Origin of the sequence: Francisella sciaenopsi, assembly GCF_045862875.1 — a bacterium.
Taxonomy (GTDB): domain Bacteria; phylum Pseudomonadota; class Gammaproteobacteria; order Francisellales; family Francisellaceae; genus Francisella; species Francisella sciaenopsi.
The window spans coordinates 148,226-171,359 of the sequence record NZ_BTHG01000005.1 but is presented as its reverse complement, the minus strand read 5'-3'; the positions used below and the strand labels follow the sequence as shown (position 1 = coordinate 171,359).

The window sequence follows — 23,134 nt, the reverse complement described above, 5'->3', positions numbered from 1 at the left end:
ATAATTAAAATGGTATATCATCATCAAAATTTGATGAATTAATCTCAGCAAAATCTGGCATTTTATCCTGCTTTGGTGCAGGCTGTTGATTATGTTGAGCGAAATTATTAGGCTGCTGATTAAAATTCGGGCTTGGATTATTTTGATAGTTTGAACTTCCCTGAGAATTACCTCCGGCAACAAACTGGAAGTTACTAGCAACAACTTCCGTTGTATATTGCATATTACCATTTTTGTCTTGCCATTTGTTAGTACGAAGTCTACCTTCTATAAAAAGTTGTGTACCTTTATTTGCATATCTTTGAATTGCCTCTGCAGACTTACCAAAAACAACTACTCTATGCCACTCTGTAGTTATATTTTCACCCATACCATCATTAGTAGCGATACTTAATGTTGCTACAGTAGTACCATTTTGCGTAGTTCTAACTTCTGGATCATTACCCAATCTACCTAACAAAATAACCTTATTAACTGTTCCTTTGGCCATTTCTAACTCCTATATTTTTAAACTTTCTAATACTAAATCTTACAGTAAAAAAGTTTGAGAATAAAACTTATCTACTTAAATTTCCCCACTAATTGCAAAATTTATCTCATCAAAATTAAAGCCGTTATATAAAAGATAATTAACTGCTTTTTGCTTTAACTTCAAATCTGATTGTAACTTATCTAAATCTTTATATTTTTTCTGCAAACACTTCTGACAGAGCTCAAACCAATCTATCTCTACCCCATGCAAAAAGCACTCCACTAATTCTTGTGGTAAGCCTTTTTGGTAAACAGCTGTATTTACAATTCTTCGCTTGCCTCGATATTTAGAAATTTCACTCATTATAAATACTCGTGCAAATCTCTCATCAGATAGCCATTTATGCTTCTCAAACTCATTCAAAAGTGTAACTATTTCGTCATTTGAAATATTCTCACGGTCTGTAAGTTTATCAAAAAGTTGTTTACGTGAATAATCTTGTTTAGCTAGTAGATATAATAGATAATTTTTTTCTTTAGATAAGCTCATCTTGAGTAGCTTGTTCTGAAGCTTGCTTTGATTTAGACTGCTTTGATTTAGATTCTGGTTGTACTTGCTCTTGTACAGCATATTTCTGAGGCAATAGAAGTTGCAATAACGCTTTTTCTATCTCATCACGCTCAAGAGTGTTTTCTTTTAGGTACTCTTTTGACTTTTCTTTACCTTGGCCAATTTTTTTACCTTTATAACTATACCAAGCCCCAGACTTCTCTATAATCTCATGTTTAGCACCAAGATCTATAAGTTCTGCCTCAAGAGATATTCCCTCTCCATAAATAAGTTCAAACTCTGCTTGCTTGAACGGAGGTGCTACTTTGTTTTTGACAATCTTAACTTTTATCTCATTACCACTAACATCAACACCATCTTTAATTGCACCACCTTTTCTAACTTCTAACCTTACAGAAGCATAGAATTTAAGAGCATTACCACCAGTAGTAGTTTCAGGATTACCAAACATTACTCCAATCTTCATACGTATTTGGTTAATAAACATTACCAAAGTATTTGAGCGTTTGATATTTGCTGTTAATTTTCTAAGAGCTTGTGACATAAGTCTTGCTTGAAGACCCATATGAGAATCACCCATATCACCTTCAATCTCCGCTTTAGGTGTAAGTGCAGCAACAGAGTCTATGACAACAATATCAACACCTCCTGAACGGACTAACATATCTGCAATCTCTAACGCTTGCTCACCAGTATCTGGTTGAGAAACTATTAGATTATCGACATCCACCCCCAAAAGTTTAGCGTATTTAGGGTCTAATGCATGCTCTGCATCAACAAATGCTGCTGTACCACCTTGCTTTTGACATTGAGCAATTGCTAAAAGAGTAAGAGTTGTCTTACCTGATGACTCATGTCCATATATTTCAATAATACGTCCCTTAGGGTATCCACCTATCCCTAATGCGACATCAAGAGCAATAATCCCTGAAGGAATAACATCTATATCATGAGCAGTTTCTTGGTCACCTAATCTCATGATAGAGCCTTTACCAAACTGCTTCTCAATTTGAGAGAGAGCAGATTCTAGAGCTTTTTCTTTACTCATAACTAACTAAAACTCCTATAAATCTTAGTGTTGCTTACCATCTACTGACTTTTCTAAAGAGTCTTGGTACATAGCATCAAAATTCACAGCTGATAGACACAATTGAGGAAAGCCTCCACTACTAACTAAGTCAGAAATTGCTTCGCGTGCATAATGATATAAAATGTTTGGACAGAACGCTTTTTTTGCATGCTCAATTTGAGCTTCTTGCATATTTGATACTGTAAAAATTCCAGCTTGCTTTACTTCTGCCTCGAAGGCAACTACACCCTCATTTTCAACCTTGACTTCAAGAGTTAGAACACTTTCATAAGTGTTTTCTTCAGGAAGGTCAATAGCTTCTATTTTTAAATCAGTATGTAGCTCTGGCTTCCATGCTGTAGTCCATATCTTATCTGAGTTAGGGATAGAGAAAGACATATCTTTCACATAAACTTTCTGAATTTGAAATTGAGGTTGTGCTTGCTGATCCATTCTATGATCCTTAATAATTTTTATAATTTTCTTATTTTGATAATGATTTAACAGGGTAACTTGCTTGTAACCATGCTGCTAAACCACCTTTTAGTACAAAAACTTGTTCAAAACCTTCTTTACGCAACGCTTGCATCGCTTTTTCTGGATTATCACCGTATATAACTATAGGTTTAGATTTATACTTAGCTAGCTTATTCTGTTTTTGAGCTATCTCTTCTAGCTTAATATTGTGTGCTCCGATAATATGCGCTTTAGCAAAATTTTCTTGATCTCTAGTATCTAGATATACTCCCTTACCTCTATTAACAGTGATCACAGCATCTGCCACTGACAAAGTATATTGAGCTTTCTTAGTTTGAGTAAGCTCAAAGACTATATAAATAGCTAATAATAATATAAACGACAAGCAAAACATTAAGTTCTGCGATACAAAATAGCCCAAATTTTCCATGATTTAAATTTTCTTTTTTTAATTAATTATTTATATCTAAGCTAAGATTATACATAGCTTTATAGTTAAAAAAAAGCGACTTTTAAATGTTAACAAGTTTAAAAGAGTTTTAGAAAAAAGATATTGAGTTTTAATTTGTAGAATCGAAATTATTGCATTTTAGCAATAACGTCTTTAGTAACATCGATACTATCAACGTTATACAAACTCATTTCAGCAGGTAAAATAGCATCTAATTGCTTATCTTTAGCTACTTGAGCAGAAGCTTTAGTTAAAGCATCTTTGAATGCATCAGCATCATCAGAAGCCATCTTCTGAACTTGATTCATTAGATCTTGATATTCTCTCATTGCTTTTTCAAGATCTGCTTGAGCTTGCTGCTTATCCTGAGCTTCTACTTTATCAGCTGCTTGAGCATCTTTAGTATCCCCTTTAGCATCGTCTGCTTGAACATCGTCTCTTTCTTCAGTATAAGCATTAACTTTTTGCTGTAAAGCTGTGATGTTTTGCTTAAGCTGATCCATCTGTGGCTTAAGTTTCTTCTCATCTGCAGTAACTTTTGCCTTACCTAGAGGTGAAGTCTCGAATATATCTTGAACGTTAGCGAAACCTACACCACCAGCCATAGCAGTAGTTGCAGATACCATTAGACCACCAGCAATCATTGCACCTAATATAGTCTTTTTCATAATTTCCATTCCTTAGTTATGTTTAGTTTAGAAACTTAGTTTAATATCGATTATAATCATGGTTATTATATGTTTCAACACTTAATGTATTTATTTTAGACTAAAACTTGTTTCCGAAAGCGCTTTATAGTAAACACTATTACCAAGCTTATTTGACACTGCTGTCAAAAAATCTAATGGCTGCGTGTAATCGACGATATCTAAATTATTAAACTTATCACGCTTAAGTTGATTAACCGAAGCAAAACCATCAATTAGTCCCATCCTTTCTGCTTGAATACCACTAAAAGGCTCTCCTGAGAATGTTGTATCCATAGCTTTATCTTTCAATCTGTCACCTCTTGATTGCTCAATAGCCGCTATAAACACTTGATGCGTTTCATCTAAGAGCTTATTAAATTGTGCTGTTTGCCCTGGTCTTTCTGGAGAAAAAGGATCTAGAAAGTCCTTATTAGAGCCTGATGTGTATGTTCTACGTTCTATACCTAGTTTATCCATAAGCCCAGTAAAGCCAAAACCACTTCCTATAACACCTATTGAACCAACAATTGTCATTTTATTAGCATAGATATCTTTTGCACCAGCGGCAATATAGTATCCTCCGCTAGCACAAACATCTGTACATACAGCATACATAGGGATATTTGGATATTTTTTCTGCAAATATCTCATATGAGAATATATCTCATCAGATTGTACAGGTGAACCTCCAGGGCTATTTATCTCAACAATCACACCTTTAACTGCCTTGCTGGCATAAGCATCATCCAAACTTTTATTAATTCTTTCTGCATTTGCTTCTGCATCTTCGGCTATTACACCATCAACTTTGACTAACCCTATGTGTGATGTAAGCTCCTTTGATGAACTAAATAAGCCAGGGATAATTATGACTAAGACAATTAAGATAATTATAGATCTAGTAAAAAATTTCCAACGTCTCTTACTTTTAATATCCTTTAGATAAGCTTGAGCTAGCTTTTCTAATGTTTCTTTGGAAATGTTATTTTCCATTTTATCTCCATATTTGTTAATATTTTCTCAACAATTTTAAATCTATTTATAATAAAATTACACTGTTTAAATTTAAGGGTAACTAAAATGTCAACATCACTCGAAACCAAAGCAAAAAAACTAGGCCTAGATAATATTGAAAAACACATATTCCTATGTTGTGATCAAGAAAGACAAAAATGTTGTGCTGGTGATGTCTCATTAAAGTCATGGGAATACCTAAAAAAGAGACTCCAAGAGCTAAAATTATCACAAAATGGTCATATTTATAGATCAAAGACATACTGTCTAAGAGTTTGTCAAAATGGTCCAATAGCAGTAGTACAGCCTGATAATGTTTGGTATCACTCATGTACTCCAGAAGTTTTAGAAAAAATCATTCAAAAACATCTAATTGGTGGCAAAATAGTTAAGAAATACGCTTTTGCAAAAAGAGAATCTTAAAATACCAAATTCCTCTTTTGACAACACATTGCACAAAAATCTCTCTAAAATAACTTCTTAATTTAAGTTATCTTTTTTTAAAAAATATAGTTATCAAATTATTGCTATACCTATAAACAAAGGATATGCTGAAAGTGATTTTAAAATTTATTTTAACTAAAAGAGGGATTTATGAGTAAGAATATTAATGGTAAAAAAATTTTCGATACCGCTAAAGATACTACTAATGTAGCTGAATATGTAGTATCAAGATTAGTCGATTTAGGAATAGATCATTCATTCTCAGTACCTGGTGATTTTGCATTTGCATTAGATCACGCACTTATCAATAATCCAAAACTTAATAATATCGTAAATGCTAATGAGCTTAATGCTAGCTATGCTGCAGATGGTTTTGCCAGAGTTAATGGAGCTGCTATCTTATGTACTACTTATGCTGTTGGTGAGTTAAGTGCATTAAATGGAGTTATGGGCTCAAAAGCAGAGAACTTAGTTGTTTTTCACCTGGTTGGTAGCCCAAATGATGCAGCGGTTGGAAAGAAAAAGCAAGTTCACCATACATTAGGTGATGGCGTTTTTGGAAACTTTTTTGATCTATCAGCCTCCGCAGCTTGTGTTTCAGCTGTTATTACTCCAGAAAATGCTCGCAGAGAAATGAATAGAGTCATCGCAGAGGCATTCAAGTATCGTAAACCAGCTTATATAAGTGTATCTTTAGATGGTGGAAATCGCCCTGTAACAGATATAACACCTGATAATATAGATTGTAGTTACCTAAAGAGTGATTCATATCAGCTTGAATTAGCTGTGAATTTAGTATTAGAGCGTTTAAGTAAGGCTAAGAAAATTGTAGCTATTCCTGCTGTAAAATTAGATAGATTTGGGGTGACTGAGAAGGCTATTAAACTTATAGAAAAGTTAAACATACCTTTTGCTATTATGCCTCATGATAAAAGCGTTATATCTGAAGCTCATCCTAACTACGTAGGTTTTTATGCAGGTTTACTATCAGATCCAAATACTGCTGAGATAGTTGAAGGAGCAGACCTTGTAATTAATTTGGGCGATGCTTTATGGTCGGATTTTAATACATCTGGATTTACTAATAATTTAGATCTTAATAAAGTATTAAATTTAGGACCTTTATTTGTTGAGGATAAAAAGAATTACCTGGCAGATGTTTATCTATCAGAGTTATTAGATGTTTTGTTACAAAAAGTAGAAAGTATAGATTATCATCCTGATTCTTCTAGAATGAAGATACAAGATTTACCAATAACAAAAGAAAATCTAACTTTAAGAGTATTTTATAATCAAGTTTTAAAATTCTTAAAAAGTACGGACAGCCTTGTAGTAGAAACTGGTTCTTCATCGCTTAATATGCCGAAGCTACCATTACCAGAAGGTGTGAAGTATTATAATCAAACTTTATGGGGTTCTATTGGATGGGCTACTCCTGCTGCTTTTGGGGTAGCACTAGCTAATCCAGATTCTAGAACTATATTGATAACAGGTGAAGGATCACATCAGCTTACACTTAATGAGTTAGGAGTGATGGGAAGATATAAAGTAAATCCTATTATTTTATGTATAAATAATGATGGGTTTATGGTTGAAAGAGCATTAGAAATAGATCCTGATCCAAGCTATGATGACCTTGCTCAGCTAAACTATAAAGATTTGCCTAAAGCCTTTGGGTGTAACGATTGGTTAACAGTAAAAGTTAAAACAGGTGAAGAATTAGCTGAAGCACTTAAAAAAGCTAGAGAGCATACAAGTGGCGTTTATATAGAGGTCATCACTGGGAAATATGACTATTCTGATACATTAGAATTCTTTAATAAGCATCTTAAAGAAATGTATGGTTAAAACTAACTATTATTTCTTCATTCACTTCTTTTCTAAACGAAACTCTCTTTATAAAGTTAGTCTAACCTAAATGAATCATTGAATTAAAAAATATTTTAGCCAATATACCCCTACTAAAATTATTAGATTTAATTTTGTACTAGTAACTAATAATATCTACCTCACTAACGATAGAGTTATTCAATGAATCTACAACTTTAGATTTACAAGTTAATGACCTAACGATTAAATCAGCTATTAAAAAAACTATTTGAAATTAATCTTAGTGTAATGTCCTAGTTGATTATAACTCTTAACTTCGCATATTTTATTTAAAAACTTTATTACTATATAAAGTTTTTAAATGTTATAATTTCAAAATAATCTTCAGGGCAGGGCGAAATTCCCTACCGGCGGTAACTGTCTAATCACAGAAGCCCGCGAGCGCTTTTTAGATACTAAAAAGGTCTAGCAGATTTGGTGTAACTCCAAAGCCGACAGTATAGTCTGGATGAAAGAAGGTTGAAGAAATTCAAAAGCGGAACCTGGTAATAGCAACTCCTCTTGTAGCGGGTTTTGCATATTATCATGTTTCGACTATCCCTGCCCTAAATGTAACTAAAGATTTTAGATGGGCAAATGAAAAATATTGAAAACTACTATATGCAACAAGCACTCACTCTAGCAAATAGAGGTAGGCTATCAGTATCACCAAATCCTATGGTTGGATGCATAATAGTAAAGAATGGAGCCATTATTTCAGAAGGTTGGCATGAAGCTGTAGGAGAAGCTCATGCAGAGATTCATGCACTGAAAAAAGCTGGAGACAAAACAAAAGGCGCTACTGCATATGTAACTTTAGAGCCATGTTGCCACCATGGAAGGACTCCGCCCTGTACAGATGCATTAATTAAAGCGGGCATACAAAAAGTAGTAGTCGCAACACTTGATCCTAATCCTTTAGTTGCTGGTAAAGGCATACAAAAACTCAAAGATGCTGGAATAGAAGTCAAAGTTGGAGTCTTAGAAAAACAAGCTCAAGAACAAAATAAAATATTTTTCCACTACCAAAAAACTCAAAGACCTTTTGTCTATGCAAAATGGGCAATGTCTCTTGATGGCAAAATAGCTGTAAATGGTAATGATTCAAAAAAAATCAGCTCTAAAGAAGCATTTGTAGATACTCACCAACTACGTAATATCTGTGATGCGATATTAATTGGAAAGCAAACTCTAATTGATGATAACCCAGGTCTTGATGTAAGAATACAGCTAGGCAAAAAGAAACACCCTGTTAGATTTATTATTTCTAATAATCTTTCCGAAATAGATAATAGTTGGAAAGTTCTAAATCAAAATCATGCAAAAACTATTTTTATATGTTCAAAAATTTCTGCTCAAGTTGCCAACGAACTAGATAATATTGGTATCGAGTACTGGCTACTACCAACATCCAAAGGACAAGTGTGTTTAGATAGCCTTCTAAACAAGATGGGGCAAACTGGGATAACAAGCCTTTTGGTTGAAGGTGGTAAAAAGACTCTAGAAAATTTTATAAATCAAAAACTAATTAATGAATTTGCAACATATTTATCACCTGTTGTAATATCAGGATGCAATCCTAAAGAGAAACTCATATTTCAAGACGTATCTTTTTTAGGCGAAGATTTACTAATAAACTCATATTTTAAGGAAACTACTAATGTTTAGTGGCATTGTCCAAGAACTAGGGACAGTAGAAGGTATAATAGATAAAGATAATATAAAAACTTTTTGTATAAAGTTTAACAATAGTATAAATTGCAATATTGGTGATAGCGTTGCTATTAATGGTACTTGCCTTACAGTAACTGAGATTAATAAACAAAATTCAACAGCTAATTTTGATGCTGTTCCAGAAACTTTACAAAAAACTAATCTTAATATTCTAGTAAAAAATCAGTTAGTGAATACTGAGCTTGCTATGCGCTATGGCGATCATGTCGGTGGACATATGGTACAAGGTCATATTGATGAAACTGGACAAATTATAAGCATAACAAATGTCGATGGGGCATGGCTAGTTGAAATTTCAGCATCTAAAGAATTACTTAAATATCTAGTCACAAAAGGATTTGTGACTATAGATGGTATGAGCATAACTGTAATCGATACATTTGAAGACTCATTTACAGTAACTTTAATACCACATACTATTGAGGTCACTATTGCAAAGAACTATACTAAGGGCTCTATTGTGAATCTTGAAGCTGATGCAACGGGTAAGTATATCTACAAATATATACAAGGATTTAAAGAAAATGTTTAAGCAAATAAAAGAAAATATTGAAAATGCAATACAAGCTCTCAAGCAAGGTAAGCCTGTGGTTGTACTTGATGATTACGATAGAGAAAATGAGGGAGACTTAATTCTCCCAGGTGAGAAAGCTACAGAAGCCAATATTGCTTTTATGCTTGAATATACAAGTGGTATTGTTTGCTTAGCAATGGATTCAAAAAAAGCAAAAAAATTAAATCTGACACCAATGGTAGCAGCTGATCAAAACAATAGCACGTTTACAACTCCATTTACTATAACGATAGAAGCTAAAGAAGGTGTAACTACGGGAGTATCTGCGAAAGATAGAGCACATACAATACAAGTAGCCTCAAAAGCTAATGCAAAAGCTGAGGAGTTAGCTAGACCAGGACATATATTTCCGCTTATAGCAAATGATAAAGGTGTACTTGGTAGAAATGGTCATACTGAAGCAACTGTGGACCTTATGAGGCTAAGTAGTTTCAATAGCGCTGGTGTTCTATGTGAGCTGATGAACAAAGATGGCACGATGATGAAAGCTCCTGAATTAGAAGCATTTGCCAAAAAGTATAACCTACCTCTTTTAACTATTGCTGAACTTTATCAGTACCGTTTAGCAACTGAAATTTTTGTCACAAAAATGGCAAGCTCTACAATACCATTTAAAAAGATTGGTGAATTAGAAATGAGCGTCTACAAAGATAATTTTAGTGATGATGAAGTTGTTGTTTTATCTAAGCCTTACACTGGCAATAATCCTCTGGTTAGAATGCACTCATCTTGCATAACAGGGGATATTTTTGGATCACTACGTTGTGACTGCCAAGATCAGCTACATAAAGGAATCGAAATGATTAGTGAAGAGGGAGGTTTTTTTATATACCTTGATCAAGAAGGTAGAGGTATAGGCCTGACGAATAAGCTCAAAGCATATAATCTACAGATGAATGAGAATATGGATACTATTGAAGCAAATTTAGCTCTTGGATTACCTGCAGATGCTAGAAAATATGATTTAGCCGTACAAGTTCTAAAATATAATCATGTAGATCAGTGTAGATTGATATCAAATAATCCTGAAAAATTAGCGGCTCTTAGAAATGTCAATATACACGCCGAGCCTGTATATTGTGAAGCATTTGTAAACTCACATAACAGAAACTACTTAATAACCAAGAAAAATAAAGCAAAACATACAATCAAAGGAATATAGAGCATGAGAAAACTAGCTATTGTCGTAAGTGAATTTAACTCATTAATAACAGATAAAATGCTCGAAGGAGCCCTAGAAGAAGCATATGCTCAAGGTCTAAAAGATAGTCAAATATATATCAAAAAAGTTCCTGGTGCAGTAGAGCTGCCTTATGCTGCCAAACTATTAGCAGAGACTAACCAAATTGACGCTGTTGTACTTCTTGGTTGTGTGATTAGAGGTGAGACAGACCACTATGATTATGTTTGTGACCAAGTAAGCTATGGCACGCAAAGAGTTATGCATGAGTATAATCTTCCTGTGATTTTTGGTATATTGACTACACACAATAAAGAACAAGCATTAGAAAGAGTTGGTGGTAAAAAGGGTCACAAAGGTAAATACTGTGTCCAAGCTGCTCTGACTATGGCAAAAATGAAAAAAGATATATTAGAACAAGGAGTATAAAATATGTCTTTAGAGATTCTAAAATATCCTCATCCTATACTCAAAGAAATTGCGCAAGACGTCTTACTAGAAGAAATCAATGATGATTTTCGAGCAACAATAGCTGAAATGACTGAGTTAATGATAGAAGCAAATGGTGTGGGATTAGCTGCAATACAAGTTGGTATCAAAAAGAGATTTTTCATAATGTATGACAGCTTAGAGAGTGAGACTCCTGAGATAACTACAATCATCAATCCTAAGATAATCGACCAAAGTGGTAAGATTGTTGATGAAGAAGGCTGTTTATCATTTCCTGGAGTTTCTGCTAAAGTAAATAGAGCAACTAAAGTTAAAATCAAAGCGCTTAATGAATTTGGTGAAGAGATTGAAGTTGAAAAAGATGGATTCTTAGCCAGATGCATCCAACATGAAATAGATCATCTTGATGGTGTTACTTTTTTTGATCATCTTGGTTCGCTTAAGCGAAAAATGATTGAGAAAAAATATAAAAAATTGATGCAAGAAAATGCCAATGCTTAATTTTTAGTATTTTCCTATAATCAAGGCTTTACTTTTCAGCGTCACTAAGCAAGAATTATGTCTTGAAACTGTTGTTAAATCATGGAATTTAAAATATGCGTAAAATACTCAGTAAAATATCACTATTACTATTAATTTTAGCTGTTGCCTCATGTGGAATGCTATCTAATGACCAGTTCGTTTATCTAGGTCATGGCGATAACACCCCTGATTATCAATTATATTATGATAAAACTAGAAAACTTTTCGTTCTAATAGATAAGAGAAATGGCTGTTTCCAAAAAGATGGTACAGGAACATGTCTTGCGTTTGATCTAAAACAAACTAGAGAGTTTAGAGAAAGAGTGCTTGCTAAAATGATTGAAATCGATCTTAGACTAGCCAAGGATAATTATGGTGATCAAGCTATGGCAGAACTTCAAAAGGCAGGTATTACAACTGTTAGTAAACCAATAAAAACTGAGAATGTATATGCAACTCCTGTCAGACAAATAGTGTTAGATAGAAAACAACAATATCACCTAGTTAGAAAGGACTATAAAATAGACGCCGATCTTGTTGCGATGCTAATAACAGATAGTAACGGCAGAAAACGTATCAAAGTAGCATATACCATTAATTTCCCAGAGCTAGAGAAGGAGTACAACACTTCGCTTAGACCTTATATTATTGATCCTGAATATCTATACACACACATGACTATTGATACCGTTCATGAAGCTCAGTTTATGCAGAGAGACGTTCTGAAAAGTCAAAAAGATGTTAAAAAAGAAGTTGGAGTTTATTTGAATGATGTAGTTGATACTACTACTAGCAAATCTAGCTATACGCACCAAGAGATCTCTAGTGATGCTGCAACATTAGATCATGAGTTAATTACAAAAGCAGATCAGGATCAAGATGCTGATGATATTATCGCTAATAGTGGTAGTTCTTTAGAGACAGCTACAAGTGGTAGCTCTGTCGCTAGCCCAACTCAAGAAAAACAAGGTGACATCACAAACACTCAAAAAACAACTCTGGCAAGTGACAACAATTAATAACAAATATTAATAGAAATCTAAATAATTATACCCCCTCCTAAACAAACATCATTGTCATAAAAGACCACAGATTGCCCAGGAGTGATTGCTCTTTGTGGTTCATCAAAAACCACATTAACAGAACCATCATGATTTACATCTACGCTACAAGTCTGATCTTTTTGTCTATAGCGAACTTTAGCACTACATCTAAAACTATCTGCTGGAGTTTTACCTGCTACCCAGCTAAGATCTATAGCTTGTAATGTATCTTTGAATAGCATTGGGTGATCATGACCCTGAACAGCAATCAAAACATTGTTTTCTAAGTCTTTTTTGGCTGCAAACCATGGTATTTCAGGACGATTTTTTACACCACCAATACCAAGACCCTGTCTTTGTCCAATCGTATAGTACATAAGCCCATCATGCATACCAATTTTGATACCATTTTCATCATGTATCTCTCCTTTTTGAGCTGGCAAAAATTTCGATAAAAAATCTTTAAACTTACGCTCGCCTATGAAACATATCCCAGTACTATCTTTCTTATCGAATGTTACTAGGTTATTCTCTTTGGCTATCTCACGTACTCTAGATTTTTCAATATCACCAATAGGAAACATCGTCTGTTTTAACTGCTCTTGACCAAGCGTATATAAGAAGTATGTCTGATCCTTACTATCATCAAGACCTTTGACTAACTGTACCGAACCATCATCATCCACTCTAATACGAGCATAATGCCCTGTAGCAATATAATCGCCCCCTAATAGGTGTACATAGCTCAAAAAAGCTTTAAACTTAATCTCTTTATTGCATAAGATATCTGGATTAGGTGTTCTACCAGCTTTATATTCTGTTAGAAAGTGTTCAAAAACATTATCCCAATATTCTGCAGCAAAGTTTATTTTCTTAAAAGGTATACCGATAGAATCACAGACTGCTTGAGCATCAGCAATATCTTGTTCCGCTGAGCAAAACTCATCGGTATCATCTTCTTCCCAGTTTTTCATAAATACACCAGTTACATCATAGCCTTGCTGTTTTAAAAGCAGAGCTGAAACAGATGAATCTACTCCTCCTGAAATCCCTACTATTATTTTTTTATTTTGCATATTTTAAATATCTATACCCTTTTGTAGTCACAGCACAACGTGCTGTCTTACGGTAGAATTAATATAAGCTAACAGATCAAAGATCTGTTACTACAAATAGTAATAACTATAAATATTACTTCTTCAAAACTGATAAGAAAGCCTCTTGAGGAATCTCAACAGAACCTATATTTTTCATTCTCTTTTTACCCTCTTTTTGCTTCTCTAGCAGTTTTTTCTTACGCGAAACATCACCACCATAGCATTTTGCTAAAACATTCTTACGCAATGCTTTAACTGTACTTCTTGCAACAATAGTTCCACCTATAGCTGCTTGAATAGCAACTTCAAACATTTGTCTTGGGATTAGTTCTTTAAGACGCTCAACCAGTTCTCTACCTTTATACTTAGCTTGATCTTTATGCACAATACTTGCTAGAGCATCAACTTTATCGCCATTGATAAGCACATCTAAACGAACCATATCTGCCGCTTCATAGCGAATTAACTCGTAGTCTAAAGATCCGTAACCTTTTGTAACAGATTTAAGGGTATCAAAAAAGTCCGACACCACTTCAATCATAGGTAAATCATAAGTTATAGAAACTTGACTACCAACATAGTTAAGGTCAACCTGTACACCTCTTTTCTCAACACATATTGTAATTACACTACCAACATAATCTTTTGGTACAAGAATATTTGCTCTTACAATTGGCTCTTGTATCTCTGCTATTGCACCTGGTTCTGGCAATTTTGATGGGTTATCAACATCTATAGTCTCACCATCTTTTTTGATAGCCTTATAAACAACTGTCGGAGCTGAAGTAATTAAATCAAGGTTATACTCTCTCTCTAATCTTTCTTGGATAATCTCCATATGTAGCATACCTAAGAAACCACATCTAAAGCCAAAACCTAGAGCTTGCGAAACTTCTGGCTCGAAAAATAATGAGGCATCATTTAAACTTAGCTTATCTAAAGCTTCTCTAAAATCAGGATAATCATCGGAGCTTATAGTAAACATCCCTGCATAAACTTGTGGCTGGACTTTTTTAAATCCAGGAACAGGCTTATCAGTTGGATTATGCGTATGAGTTAGAGTATCACCTACAGGAGCTCCATGAATATCCTTAATACCCGCGACAATAAAACCAACCTCACCTGCTTTTAAATGATCTAGGTCTTTCATCTTCGGTGTAAATACCCCAACTCTATCAACTTGATATGAAATCCCCGTTGACATAACCTTGAATTTCTCACCTTTTTTGAGAGTACCATTTTTGATTCTTACAAGAGAAACAACTCCAAGATAATTATCAAACCATGAGTCTATTATTAAAGCTTGTAGTTTTGCATTAACATCACCCTCTGGCGCTGGAACTTTAGCAACAATCGTTTCTAAAACATCCTCAACACCTATACCTGTTTTAGCACTACATGTAGTTGCTCCAGTGGCATCGATACCAATAATTTCTTCAATCTCTTCTGCGACTCTATCAGGCTCTGCAGATGGTAAATCAATTTTATTTAAAATTGGTATCACCTCTAGATTCTGATCAATAGCAGTATAACAATTAGCCACTGTCTGAGCTTCGACACCTTGCGCGGCATCTACAACCAGCAGAGCACCCTCACAAGCTGCTAATGAACGCGATACCTCATAAGAGAAATCCACATGTCCAGGAGTGTCAATAAAATTAAGCTGATATGTTTGACCATCTCTAGCCACATAATCTAAAGTTACAGACTGTGCCTTGATTGTGATTCCACGCTCTCTTTCTATATCCATTGAGTCTAAGACTTGCTCTTTCATTTCACGCTCACTAAGACCATTACACACCTGTATAAATCTATCTGACAAAGTCGACTTACCATGGTCAATATGTGCAATTATCGAAAAGTTTCTAATGTTTTTCATAATATTTAAGCTCTTTTTGCTACTAAAAAGTAATTTTTTATTTAATAAATCTAGATACCTATTATGCTATAAAATGAGTCTAAAATGTAGTGATTGCGATATTTAAATAATGAAATATTCATTAATAATATTACAAATTCTGTTGACAAAAATGTACAATATATGCAAAATACTTTAGCTATTAAATTTATATATTTGTGTTTCTCACGTATCCCCCTAGAGAAGCCTAAGGTTATAAAAAGTTAAAAAATTAAAACTGGAGAATTAAATTGGCTAACTCAAAACAAGCAAAAAAGAGAATTATTCAAGCTGAAAGAAATCGTCAACATAACGTTGCGCGTCGTTCTATGATGAGAACTTTCCTAAAGAAAGCTGCTTATGCGATCGAGAAAGGTGATGTTGAAGCTGCTAAAGAGAACTTCGCAAAAGTAGTTCCTATTTTAGACAAATACGCTTCTAAAGGTCTAATCCACAAGAACAAGGCTGCTAGACATAAGTCTCGTTTAAGTGCTAAAATCAAAGCTCTTTCTACAGCTGCTTAATTATTTCTTTTTTATCAAGTTTCTTCTATAATATATATTCCTTTCACTTGTGTTATTATTTTCTATACTAACAGAAGATTGGTTATTTTATGCCTACAATTAAAATTCACTATACAGATAATATTAAAATCTCGGATAAATTAGATGACTTTTGTAGAGACCTACACTCTACACTTGTTGAAGTTATTAATACAGATATACATACATGTAGAACTCTTATATACCCATGTAAGAATTATTTAATTGGTAATGATTTAAGTAATTTTGATGCTTTTATTCAAATTGAGGCAAACATTCTTCCTGGTAGAAGCTCAGTGCTACGAAAAAAATTAGGACAAATTCTATTGAATGATTTGAAATCTTTATGTAATGATTCTGATGTGTCTATAGATTATCGTGTAATCGTAAATGAAACCAATACTGAGTTTTATTTTGGTTTAGAATAATAATTAAAACACAGGTTCATCAGTTGGTGGAGCGTAGTTACCAGATATACCTATTAGCCTATCTTGGTTATTAAAGGTGAGTATAAGCTTTGACTCACTAAAATCAGTATCTGTCATGTGTTTTTTATATGTATTTATATAAATGTACTGGTTTGGATTAAAAGTATCGATAATATCTGGCGAACCTAATATATAAACAACCTCGCCTTTAGTCATATTAGGCTTGATATCAAAAAGTTTTTTATTCTTGATCTCTTTACCTTGAGGTACAGGCGCTGTATAAGGCTCAATAAAAACTCCACAAGCAGATAGGCTTAGGAAAAATGAAACAATACACAAATTCTTTAATACAGATTTCAATATCATTATAATTAATCTTCTAAGCCTACGAATAATTTCTGATCTATAATATCACACAAGCAATGAATTATAAGGAAATGATTCTCTTGAATATTTGCTACATTATCAGAAGGAACTCTTAACTCGATATCGTCTGGATTATACATAGTTTGTAACCTACCACCATTTGCACCGGTTAATGCTACAACTTTCATGTCTAGATCATGAGCTTCTTCAACAGCATTTATAATATTCTGTGAATCACCATTAGCTGAGATTACCAATAAGATATCATCCTCATTACCTAGCGCCGCTACTTGTTTAGAAAAAACATGAGCAAAACCATAGTGATCTCCAATAGCTGTAATAGTTGCAACATCAGCTGTTAATGCTATCGCAGGAAGAGGAGGCCTCTCCATGTCAAAATGATTCAAAAGTTTAGATGTGAAATGCTGGGCTATAGCAGCTGAACCGCCATTGCCACACACCAAGATCTTACCACCGTTTTCTAGGCAAGATACCATAGCTTTTGCAGCCTGTGCAATAGCTGGAGGCAGCACATTAGCTGTTTCAATTTTTGCTTGGATGCTACTTTCAAAATAACTATTAATCTTATCTAAAGAAGTCATGACTTTCACTGAGCTTATCTATTAAAGAAAATTTTACTATATTAGATTTTTGATAGCTAGAGAATAGCTACAATTTTATTTTTTATGCAGACTTCGAGACAGTTGCGAAAATCAATAACAGACAAACTAATGGTAATACCAAACAAATTAATATAAAGCTCCACATATATGCAAGAGGAATATATCCCATAATTGTAACACCTATCACAGCAGTTAACATATTTACAAAATTCATTGCGCTAGAAGCATTTGCTCGACATTCTATGGCATTAGATGCTAAATGAGATGCAGCTGGGTAAATAAAGTTAGCGACAAAATACATCAATGTTGCTAACCCAAAAAACACAATTGGTGTAACAGCTCCCAAAAAATATAGTAGAGCAAGCAATATAAACAACACAATAAGTACTATTAGAGCAATTATAAGTATACTTTCACTAGTGTATTTATTAATAATTCTAGCAACCATAAAAGAGCCTACTAAAATACCCACTATAGTCATAGTATTCCATAAACCATATTGAGCACTACTAAAACCAAACATTTGATGTGTAATAAATGGGCTAGCTGTAGAATAACAGTAACTAAACACTGTCATAACACCAATGGTAAGAGCAAAAATTATCAATTTTTTATTGCTAAGAGCATCACTATAGCCCTTTAAAATATTAGTAATATTTAGTATATAACCGAGATCTTTATTATTTTGATACATAAAGCTACAACCTAACATAACCAATCCATGGATAAGCAATACATAAAAACAATAATTCCAATTAGTATAAGTACTAATTACTCCTCCAATTAAGACAGCTAAACTTACAGATAATGCAAAAGATATCGTTGCAAAAGATAATGCTATCTTAGCCCTACTAGACTCAACAGAATTATTTAATATGATAAAGGTACAAACCAAACCCGCAGAGGATCCTATTGCCGTTATAAACCTACCCACTAGTAATATAGACATTGATAATATATATCCACCAAACAAACATATTATGATACCAACTATATTTATTAGAAGACCTATCCTTAGAGTATTAACATCTCCATAACGCTTAGCTAATGGACCATATATTATCTGGCCCATTACATAGCCGACTAAAAATATACTTACTAACCACTCAACCGTTCCAGCAGCTAAGTCTAGTTGTGTAGCAATATAAGGTAAAGCAGGATTTATAATTACCGCCGATGCACTTGCGATACTTATATAACTAAGCAAGAGTATGACTTTATAGTTTTTCATAACCAATCCTTTTTTATTAAAAAATTTAACTACGACTATAGTAAATCAAAAAATATATTTTACAATATAATCACCAGTAAACTTATGTTTAGTAAAATTTGACAATTAAGAATAAGAAAAATATACCCATCAATTTTTTTGAAATATTTTATAAGTTGGTAACTTATGGAAGCTTTACAAATACCGCGAATGCTCTTGGCATAACAAAAGCTGCTGTAAGTCATACTATTAAACAGTTAGAAAAAGAACTCAAAGTTGATCTACTCATTAGAACAACCCGTAGACTTTCTTTGACACATGAAGGTAAGCTCTTATTTGAATATTGTAAAACACTGCAAAATGAAATTGAAAACATTCGTGATTTAGCAGAATCTTTTCATAGCGAACCATCAGGCACCCTAAAAATAAATACTTCCTCATTTTTTGCTAAGAGTGTTCTAATAGGTCTTATCAAAGAATACTCTGAGAGATTTAGTAAGGTTAAAATTGAAGTAAATATTGAAGAGAGAATGCCTAACTTTAAGACTCAAGAAACGGATATAACTCTAGGTGTTAATTGGACTCCTCCTGAAGATATTATTGCTCGTAAAATAGCTACAACAAGATATGTATTATGTGCAAGCCCTATATATTTACAACTTAATGGCATCCCTTCTAGCCTATCTGATTTAACAAACCATAAATATATTCCCCATAAATCTAGAACAACTGCACTTGTAAATATTAAAAAAAACAAGGTAAATCCTCAAATACTACCTTCTGATTTATCTGCAAATAACATGGAGTTTATGAAAGAGTGTGTCTTAAATGATCTTGGAATCGCTCAGTTTCATGAATATATTGTAAAAGATGAAATACAAAATGGTAAACTTGTTGAACTACTCAAAGATGAATTTTTGGATCATCAAGATATTTATATTTACTATCCTAAAAATAAATTTGTTCAGCCCAAAGTTAAAGAATTTGTAAATTTAGTAGTATCAAAACAAATACTATAATACGAATTAATCTTATTTTCTAATACCAAAAAGGCTACTCCCAATCCTAACATCTGTACTGCAATACTGTATAGCTAATTTATAATCAGCACTCATTCCCATTGACAGTCTCGATAATTTTAACTCATTAGCTAAACTAGCATTAATAATGTCAAAAAATACCTTCATTTTTGCAAAGCTCTTTTCTGGAGAGTTTGATTTTGCAGGTATACACATTAGTCCAACCACCTTTAGATTACTGAATTTTTTCGCTTTAACTATAACTTCAATAACATCATCTAACTGAGTTGATTTAAAACCAGATTTATTAAAATCATCATCTATATTTATCTGTAAAAAAACATCTATATGCTTATTTTCATTAATAGCGGCTTTACTTATTTTCTCAAGATGCTCTATTTTCTCTACACTTTGAATCGAATCAGCATACCTGACAATATGCTTTATTTTACGTGATTGCAGTGAACCAATAAAGTGCCATTTTAGATCTGGTAATTGCTGAGCCTTCTGCTCTAACTCTTGAAAATAATTTTCGCCAAAATCTAACTGTCCAAGACTTGCTAAATATTCTATTTTCTCGATAGACTGATACTTACTTACAGCTAGTAATCTAGCTCTTGAATCTATATTTTTGATGATATTAGTATATGAGTTTTTAATAAATTCTTTATCAATCATTATTTTTTTCTCATTACAATAAGGTTTCTCTCAGCATCCAAAAAAGGAACTTTTATACTATGCTTTTCAATATCCAACGGCAAAGATACTAAGTTCTGCTCTTCTAGATCCGGACCTTTCATAGCTAACATTTGATTATCTCTAGTTAAGAAATGCTTACACAATTCATAAAATGTATCAACTGAGCTAAATGCACGTGAAATAATATTATCAAAACTCCCATCTAAGTTTTCAATGCGTATATTTAATGGATTAATATTATCCAAGCCCAAGCTTTTTTTGACATTTTTGAGAAACATGATTTTTTTGCCAACACTATCAACCAGAGTAAACTGATGTTGCGGATATAGTATCGCCAAAACCACTCCTGGTAATCCTCCTCCAGTACCAACATCGACCGTTGAGCTACCTTTGATATACTTGGCTACAGCGAGACTATCGAATAAGTGCTTAACTAACATATCATCAATCTTCTTAATAGCAGTCATATTATAAACCTTATTCCACTTCTCAAGAAGTTTTAAATACTCTAGCCATTGCTCAATCTGCTCTTCTGTTGCTAGAATATCGAGCTCAACCAAAGCTTGCCTAATTTTATCCTTCATACTATCCATTTTGTAGAAATAACAATCTTATCGGCTATAATAAATATATTATAAGCTTTAAATGGTAGAGTTGGGATTTAAAATTCCAGTTTTTTATACAATCTAATATGTTTTTATCAAGAAAATTTGGCGCAGCAATGATTATATCCGGCACATGTATTGGTGCTGGGATGTTAGCAATTCCTGCAACTGTAGCGAGCTGTGGCTTTTTTATAGGTTCTATTTTAATTATTTGTATCTGGGCTTTGATGACTTTTACGGCTCTAATATTGGCAGAAGTTAACCTAAAAATGGAAGATGGCGCTAATTTTGTAGAAATGACAAAACAAACCTTAGGTCCTGTTGGTGTTGGTATAGTTTGGATTTGTTATATCTTATTGCTGTATTCTCTAGTAGCTGCATATACTGTCGGTGGCGGATATTTAATTTCAACAACCCTAGGAAGTCTAGGCTTTAATATTTCAGAAAAACTCACTGGGATTATTTTTATATTGATACTAGGTGTGTTTATATACGTTAGTACAAGACTAGTTGATCATGTAAACAAAATTATGTTTACAGGCAAGCTTTTAGCATTTTTACTACTAGTTGCGGTTCTTATCCCACATATTTCTGTTGATCATCTAAGTTATCAGATCAAAAATCCTAATTTTATTTGGGCAGCATTTCCCATACTTCTAACTTCATTTGGATTTCATCATATAATCCCTACGTTGAGAACCTATGTAGGATCAAATAGAAGATCTCTACGCCAAGCTATTATAATTGGTAGCACAATACCGTTGATAGTTTATCTATTATGGATTTTTGCTACCCTTGGTTCACTTCCTGTTGCAACACCTACTGGCATTCTAGGTAAGCAATCTGGTGAAATCACATCCGTTATTATTGATCACTTCAGTACTAGCTCTGGATATATCTCGACAATATCTTTTTTATTTGGCTTCTTTGCCTTAGCAACATCTTTTCTTGGAGTTGCGTTAGGACTTTTTGATTTTAATAGAAATACTTACAGAATAGCTGAGAATTTACACAAACATAAAATCCTTGCCTTTGTGATAACATTCTTACCAGCTTATATCTATGCAATCGCTTATCCAGACGGCTTTAAAACCGCTCTTGGCTATGCAAGTATTTTTGTTGCTGTACTTCAGGTTGCTTTACCTGTTATGATGCTATGGGTTATAAACTATCGTAAGCAAAAAGCTCTAGCTAGTTCTTCTATAATAGCTATATTAATCGTGCTTATTGCAATTGCAATTATCGCTCTACAGATTCTGAGCTCTTTTAATTTGCTACCAACGTTAAACTAAAGACTATGATTTTTAACCTTCATATTATAGGTTAGTAGAATCACGATACCTACAAAAATTGGTAATATAACTGAAGGGAAAAGCATCAAAGTAAAATACTCTCCTGTAATCTCAACCCAAATAACACCTACAGCATTGCCGACCACGAACATTGTCATACATACAGCAAAAAATGGTATTTTCCATAAATTATCTGTTTTGCCTCGTAAAGCCCTACCAATTTCAATACCCAAGTCAGTAGTTGTACCTGTCATATGAGTTGTTCGAGCAAAACCTCCAAAAAACAGCGTAGTGAAACTATTCTGCATACCCATTGCCATAGCCAAAAATAAATCATCAATAACACGATGATTACTAAAGATATCTATCAGTAATGTACCTGTAAGCATTACTGCACTTTGTAGGACTAGTGTCTTAGTATGATCCTCTGAGATAACATAAGCATCAGTTTTCATAATGACACCATTTATAGCCGCGCCAACTATAAAGCCAAAAACGAGTATCGCAACCTTGTACATAAATACCCAGTCAGATCCAGCAATACTATGTCCTAAAATCCTCAAGTTACCAGACATAACCGCCACACTGGCACCAAAAGAGTTGTAAAGAACTATACTGTCAATCCAGCCAGAATTAAAAATCAATATAACTGTAATAAAATAAGTGAAAGCCATTTTCTTCGTAAACACTTTCTTATCTCCTTTTCTAGTGCTTAGGAACTATTATATAGCTTTGATAGTAAAAATCATTTTTTAATTTTCTTTTCTTCGACACTCTTTGGGGTAGCTTGAAAACCTT

27 protein-coding genes and 1 riboswitch are annotated in these 23,134 nt (G+C 33.5%); of the genes, 12 read left to right on the top strand and 15 right to left on the bottom strand.

What is annotated here, in order from left to right:
• Positions 1 to 4 precede the first annotated feature (4 nt).
• The 7 genes from ACKTR7_RS07245 to ACKTR7_RS07215 form a co-directional block, all read right to left on the bottom strand.
• Positions 5 to 490, bottom strand: a complete 486-nt coding sequence (locus ACKTR7_RS07245) for a single-stranded DNA-binding protein (RefSeq protein WP_407877680.1) — start codon at positions 488 to 490, stop codon at positions 5 to 7.
• 75 nt (positions 491 to 565) lie between these two features.
• Entirely contained in the window at positions 566 to 1,021 is a 456-nt protein-coding gene (locus ACKTR7_RS07240; protein ID WP_407877679.1) for a regulatory protein RecX, read from the bottom strand.
• Positions 1,008 to 2,090 (bottom strand): recombinase RecA, encoded by a 1,083-nt coding sequence (gene recA / locus ACKTR7_RS07235; RefSeq protein ID WP_407877678.1) that lies wholly within the window; start codon positions 2,088 to 2,090, stop codon positions 1,008 to 1,010. Before recA ends, ACKTR7_RS07240 begins: the two co-directional genes overlap by 14 nt.
• A gap of 24 nt (positions 2,091 to 2,114) precedes the next feature.
• Positions 2,115 to 2,564: a protein-export chaperone SecB gene (gene secB / locus ACKTR7_RS07230; RefSeq protein ID WP_407877677.1), complete on the bottom strand. Its 450-nt coding sequence runs from the start codon at positions 2,562 to 2,564 to the stop codon at positions 2,115 to 2,117.
• Between the two features lie 31 nt (positions 2,565 to 2,595).
• Positions 2,596 to 3,018: a rhodanese-like domain-containing protein gene (locus ACKTR7_RS07225; protein WP_044525407.1), complete on the bottom strand. Its 423-nt coding sequence runs from the start codon at positions 3,016 to 3,018 to the stop codon at positions 2,596 to 2,598.
• A gap of 149 nt (positions 3,019 to 3,167) precedes the next feature.
• Entirely contained in the window at positions 3,168 to 3,707 is a 540-nt protein-coding gene (locus ACKTR7_RS07220) for an OmpH family outer membrane protein (RefSeq protein ID WP_407877676.1), read from the bottom strand.
• Between the two features lie 90 nt (positions 3,708 to 3,797).
• Positions 3,798 to 4,721 (bottom strand): S49 family peptidase, encoded by a 924-nt coding sequence (locus tag ACKTR7_RS07215; RefSeq protein WP_407877675.1) that lies wholly within the window; start codon positions 4,719 to 4,721, stop codon positions 3,798 to 3,800.
• An 87-nt stretch (positions 4,722 to 4,808) separates the two neighbouring features.
• Between ACKTR7_RS07215 and ACKTR7_RS07210 the strand changes: the two genes are divergently transcribed.
• The 8 genes from ACKTR7_RS07210 (at position 4,809) to ACKTR7_RS07175 (ending at position 12,534) form a co-directional block, all read left to right on the top strand.
• The gene (locus ACKTR7_RS07210; protein ID WP_407877674.1) at positions 4,809 to 5,165 is read left to right on the top strand and encodes a (2Fe-2S) ferredoxin domain-containing protein; all 357 of its coding nucleotides are present in this window, start codon (positions 4,809 to 4,811) and stop codon (positions 5,163 to 5,165) included.
• A 171-nt stretch (positions 5,166 to 5,336) separates the two neighbouring features.
• Complete coding sequence (locus tag ACKTR7_RS07205; protein WP_407877673.1) at positions 5,337 to 7,034, top strand: alpha-keto acid decarboxylase family protein; 1,698 nt, start codon at positions 5,337 to 5,339, stop codon at positions 7,032 to 7,034.
• Positions 7,035 to 7,392: 358 nt separating this feature from the next.
• A riboswitch (FMN riboswitch) is annotated at positions 7,393 to 7,540 on the top strand.
• A 112-nt stretch (positions 7,541 to 7,652) separates the two neighbouring features.
• Entirely contained in the window at positions 7,653 to 8,723 is a 1,071-nt protein-coding gene (gene ribD / locus ACKTR7_RS07200; RefSeq protein ID WP_407877672.1) for a bifunctional diaminohydroxyphosphoribosylaminopyrimidine deaminase/5-amino-6-(5-phosphoribosylamino)uracil reductase RibD, read from the top strand.
• The gene (locus ACKTR7_RS07195; protein WP_407877671.1) at positions 8,716 to 9,321 is read left to right on the top strand and encodes a riboflavin synthase; all 606 of its coding nucleotides are present in this window, start codon (positions 8,716 to 8,718) and stop codon (positions 9,319 to 9,321) included. The genes ribD and ACKTR7_RS07195 overlap by 8 nt, the downstream gene beginning before the upstream one ends.
• Positions 9,314 to 10,525: a 3,4-dihydroxy-2-butanone-4-phosphate synthase gene (gene ribB / locus ACKTR7_RS07190; protein WP_407877670.1), complete on the top strand. Its 1,212-nt coding sequence runs from the start codon at positions 9,314 to 9,316 to the stop codon at positions 10,523 to 10,525. Before ACKTR7_RS07195 ends, ribB begins: the two co-directional genes overlap by 8 nt.
• 3 nt (positions 10,526 to 10,528) lie before the next feature.
• Positions 10,529 to 10,972 carry a 6,7-dimethyl-8-ribityllumazine synthase gene (ribH, locus tag ACKTR7_RS07185; RefSeq protein WP_407877669.1) on the top strand — a complete coding sequence of 148 codons (444 nt, stop codon included), beginning with the start codon at positions 10,529 to 10,531 and terminating at the stop codon, positions 10,970 to 10,972.
• A 3-nt stretch (positions 10,973 to 10,975) separates the two neighbouring features.
• Entirely contained in the window at positions 10,976 to 11,494 is a 519-nt protein-coding gene (def, locus tag ACKTR7_RS07180; protein ID WP_407877668.1) for a peptide deformylase, read from the top strand.
• A 95-nt stretch (positions 11,495 to 11,589) separates the two neighbouring features.
• The gene (locus ACKTR7_RS07175; RefSeq protein ID WP_407877667.1) at positions 11,590 to 12,534 is read left to right on the top strand and encodes an FTN_0109 family protein; all 945 of its coding nucleotides are present in this window, start codon (positions 11,590 to 11,592) and stop codon (positions 12,532 to 12,534) included.
• Between the two features lie 20 nt (positions 12,535 to 12,554).
• Here the strand turns inward: ACKTR7_RS07175 and mnmA are convergent, their stop codons facing one another.
• Both mnmA and lepA read right to left on the bottom strand, forming a co-directional pair.
• Positions 12,555 to 13,634, bottom strand: coding sequence for a tRNA 2-thiouridine(34) synthase MnmA (mnmA, locus tag ACKTR7_RS07170; RefSeq protein ID WP_407877666.1), 1,080 nt, complete (start codon positions 13,632 to 13,634; stop codon positions 12,555 to 12,557).
• Between the two features lie 115 nt (positions 13,635 to 13,749).
• Positions 13,750 to 15,534 (bottom strand): translation elongation factor 4, encoded by a 1,785-nt coding sequence (lepA, locus tag ACKTR7_RS07165; protein ID WP_407877665.1) that lies wholly within the window; start codon positions 15,532 to 15,534, stop codon positions 13,750 to 13,752.
• Between the two features lie 269 nt (positions 15,535 to 15,803).
• Between lepA and rpsT the strand changes: the two genes are divergently transcribed.
• Both rpsT and ACKTR7_RS07155 read left to right on the top strand, forming a co-directional pair.
• On the top strand, positions 15,804 to 16,076 hold the full coding sequence (gene rpsT, locus ACKTR7_RS07160; RefSeq protein ID WP_004286750.1) for a 30S ribosomal protein S20: 273 nt from the start codon (positions 15,804 to 15,806) through the stop codon (positions 16,074 to 16,076).
• A gap of 89 nt (positions 16,077 to 16,165) precedes the next feature.
• The gene (locus ACKTR7_RS07155; protein ID WP_407877663.1) at positions 16,166 to 16,522 is read left to right on the top strand and encodes a 5-carboxymethyl-2-hydroxymuconate Delta-isomerase; all 357 of its coding nucleotides are present in this window, start codon (positions 16,166 to 16,168) and stop codon (positions 16,520 to 16,522) included.
• A gap of 3 nt (positions 16,523 to 16,525) precedes the next feature.
• Here ACKTR7_RS07155 and ACKTR7_RS07150 read toward each other — a convergent pair whose 3' ends face one another.
• From ACKTR7_RS07150 to ACKTR7_RS07140, 3 genes are all read right to left on the bottom strand, one after another.
• Positions 16,526 to 16,888: an outer membrane protein assembly factor BamE gene (locus tag ACKTR7_RS07150; protein ID WP_407877662.1), complete on the bottom strand. Its 363-nt coding sequence runs from the start codon at positions 16,886 to 16,888 to the stop codon at positions 16,526 to 16,528.
• Positions 16,889 to 16,893: 5 nt separating this feature from the next.
• Complete coding sequence (locus tag ACKTR7_RS07145; RefSeq protein WP_044525391.1) at positions 16,894 to 17,490, bottom strand: D-sedoheptulose-7-phosphate isomerase; 597 nt, start codon at positions 17,488 to 17,490, stop codon at positions 16,894 to 16,896.
• An 82-nt stretch (positions 17,491 to 17,572) separates the two neighbouring features.
• Positions 17,573 to 18,742, bottom strand: coding sequence for an MFS transporter (locus tag ACKTR7_RS07140; protein ID WP_407877661.1), 1,170 nt, complete (start codon positions 18,740 to 18,742; stop codon positions 17,573 to 17,575).
• 104 nt (positions 18,743 to 18,846) lie between these two features.
• Here ACKTR7_RS07140 and ACKTR7_RS07135 point away from each other — a divergent pair, with 104 nt between their 5' ends.
• Positions 18,847 to 19,740 (top strand): LysR family transcriptional regulator, encoded by an 894-nt coding sequence (locus ACKTR7_RS07135; RefSeq protein WP_407877721.1) that lies wholly within the window; start codon positions 18,847 to 18,849, stop codon positions 19,738 to 19,740.
• A 12-nt stretch (positions 19,741 to 19,752) separates the two neighbouring features.
• Here the strand turns inward: ACKTR7_RS07135 and ACKTR7_RS07130 are convergent, their stop codons facing one another.
• Both ACKTR7_RS07130 and rsmG read right to left on the bottom strand, forming a co-directional pair.
• Entirely contained in the window at positions 19,753 to 20,418 is a 666-nt protein-coding gene (locus ACKTR7_RS07130; RefSeq protein ID WP_407877660.1) for a YggS family pyridoxal phosphate-dependent enzyme, read from the bottom strand.
• Positions 20,418 to 21,032, bottom strand: coding sequence for a 16S rRNA (guanine(527)-N(7))-methyltransferase RsmG (rsmG, locus tag ACKTR7_RS07125; protein ID WP_407877659.1), 615 nt, complete (start codon positions 21,030 to 21,032; stop codon positions 20,418 to 20,420). The genes ACKTR7_RS07130 and rsmG overlap by 1 nt, the downstream gene beginning before the upstream one ends.
• A gap of 98 nt (positions 21,033 to 21,130) precedes the next feature.
• Between rsmG and ACKTR7_RS07120 the strand changes: the two genes are divergently transcribed.
• A complete protein-coding gene (locus ACKTR7_RS07120) occupies positions 21,131 to 22,336 on the top strand; it encodes an amino acid permease (RefSeq protein ID WP_407877658.1) in 1,206 nt (401 codons plus the stop codon).
• Here the strand turns inward: ACKTR7_RS07120 and ACKTR7_RS07115 are convergent.
• Complete coding sequence (locus ACKTR7_RS07115) at positions 22,333 to 23,025, bottom strand: YoaK family protein (RefSeq protein ID WP_035737397.1); 693 nt, start codon at positions 23,023 to 23,025, stop codon at positions 22,333 to 22,335. The genes ACKTR7_RS07120 and ACKTR7_RS07115 overlap by 4 nt on opposite strands.
• Positions 23,026 to 23,134 lie beyond the last annotated feature (109 nt).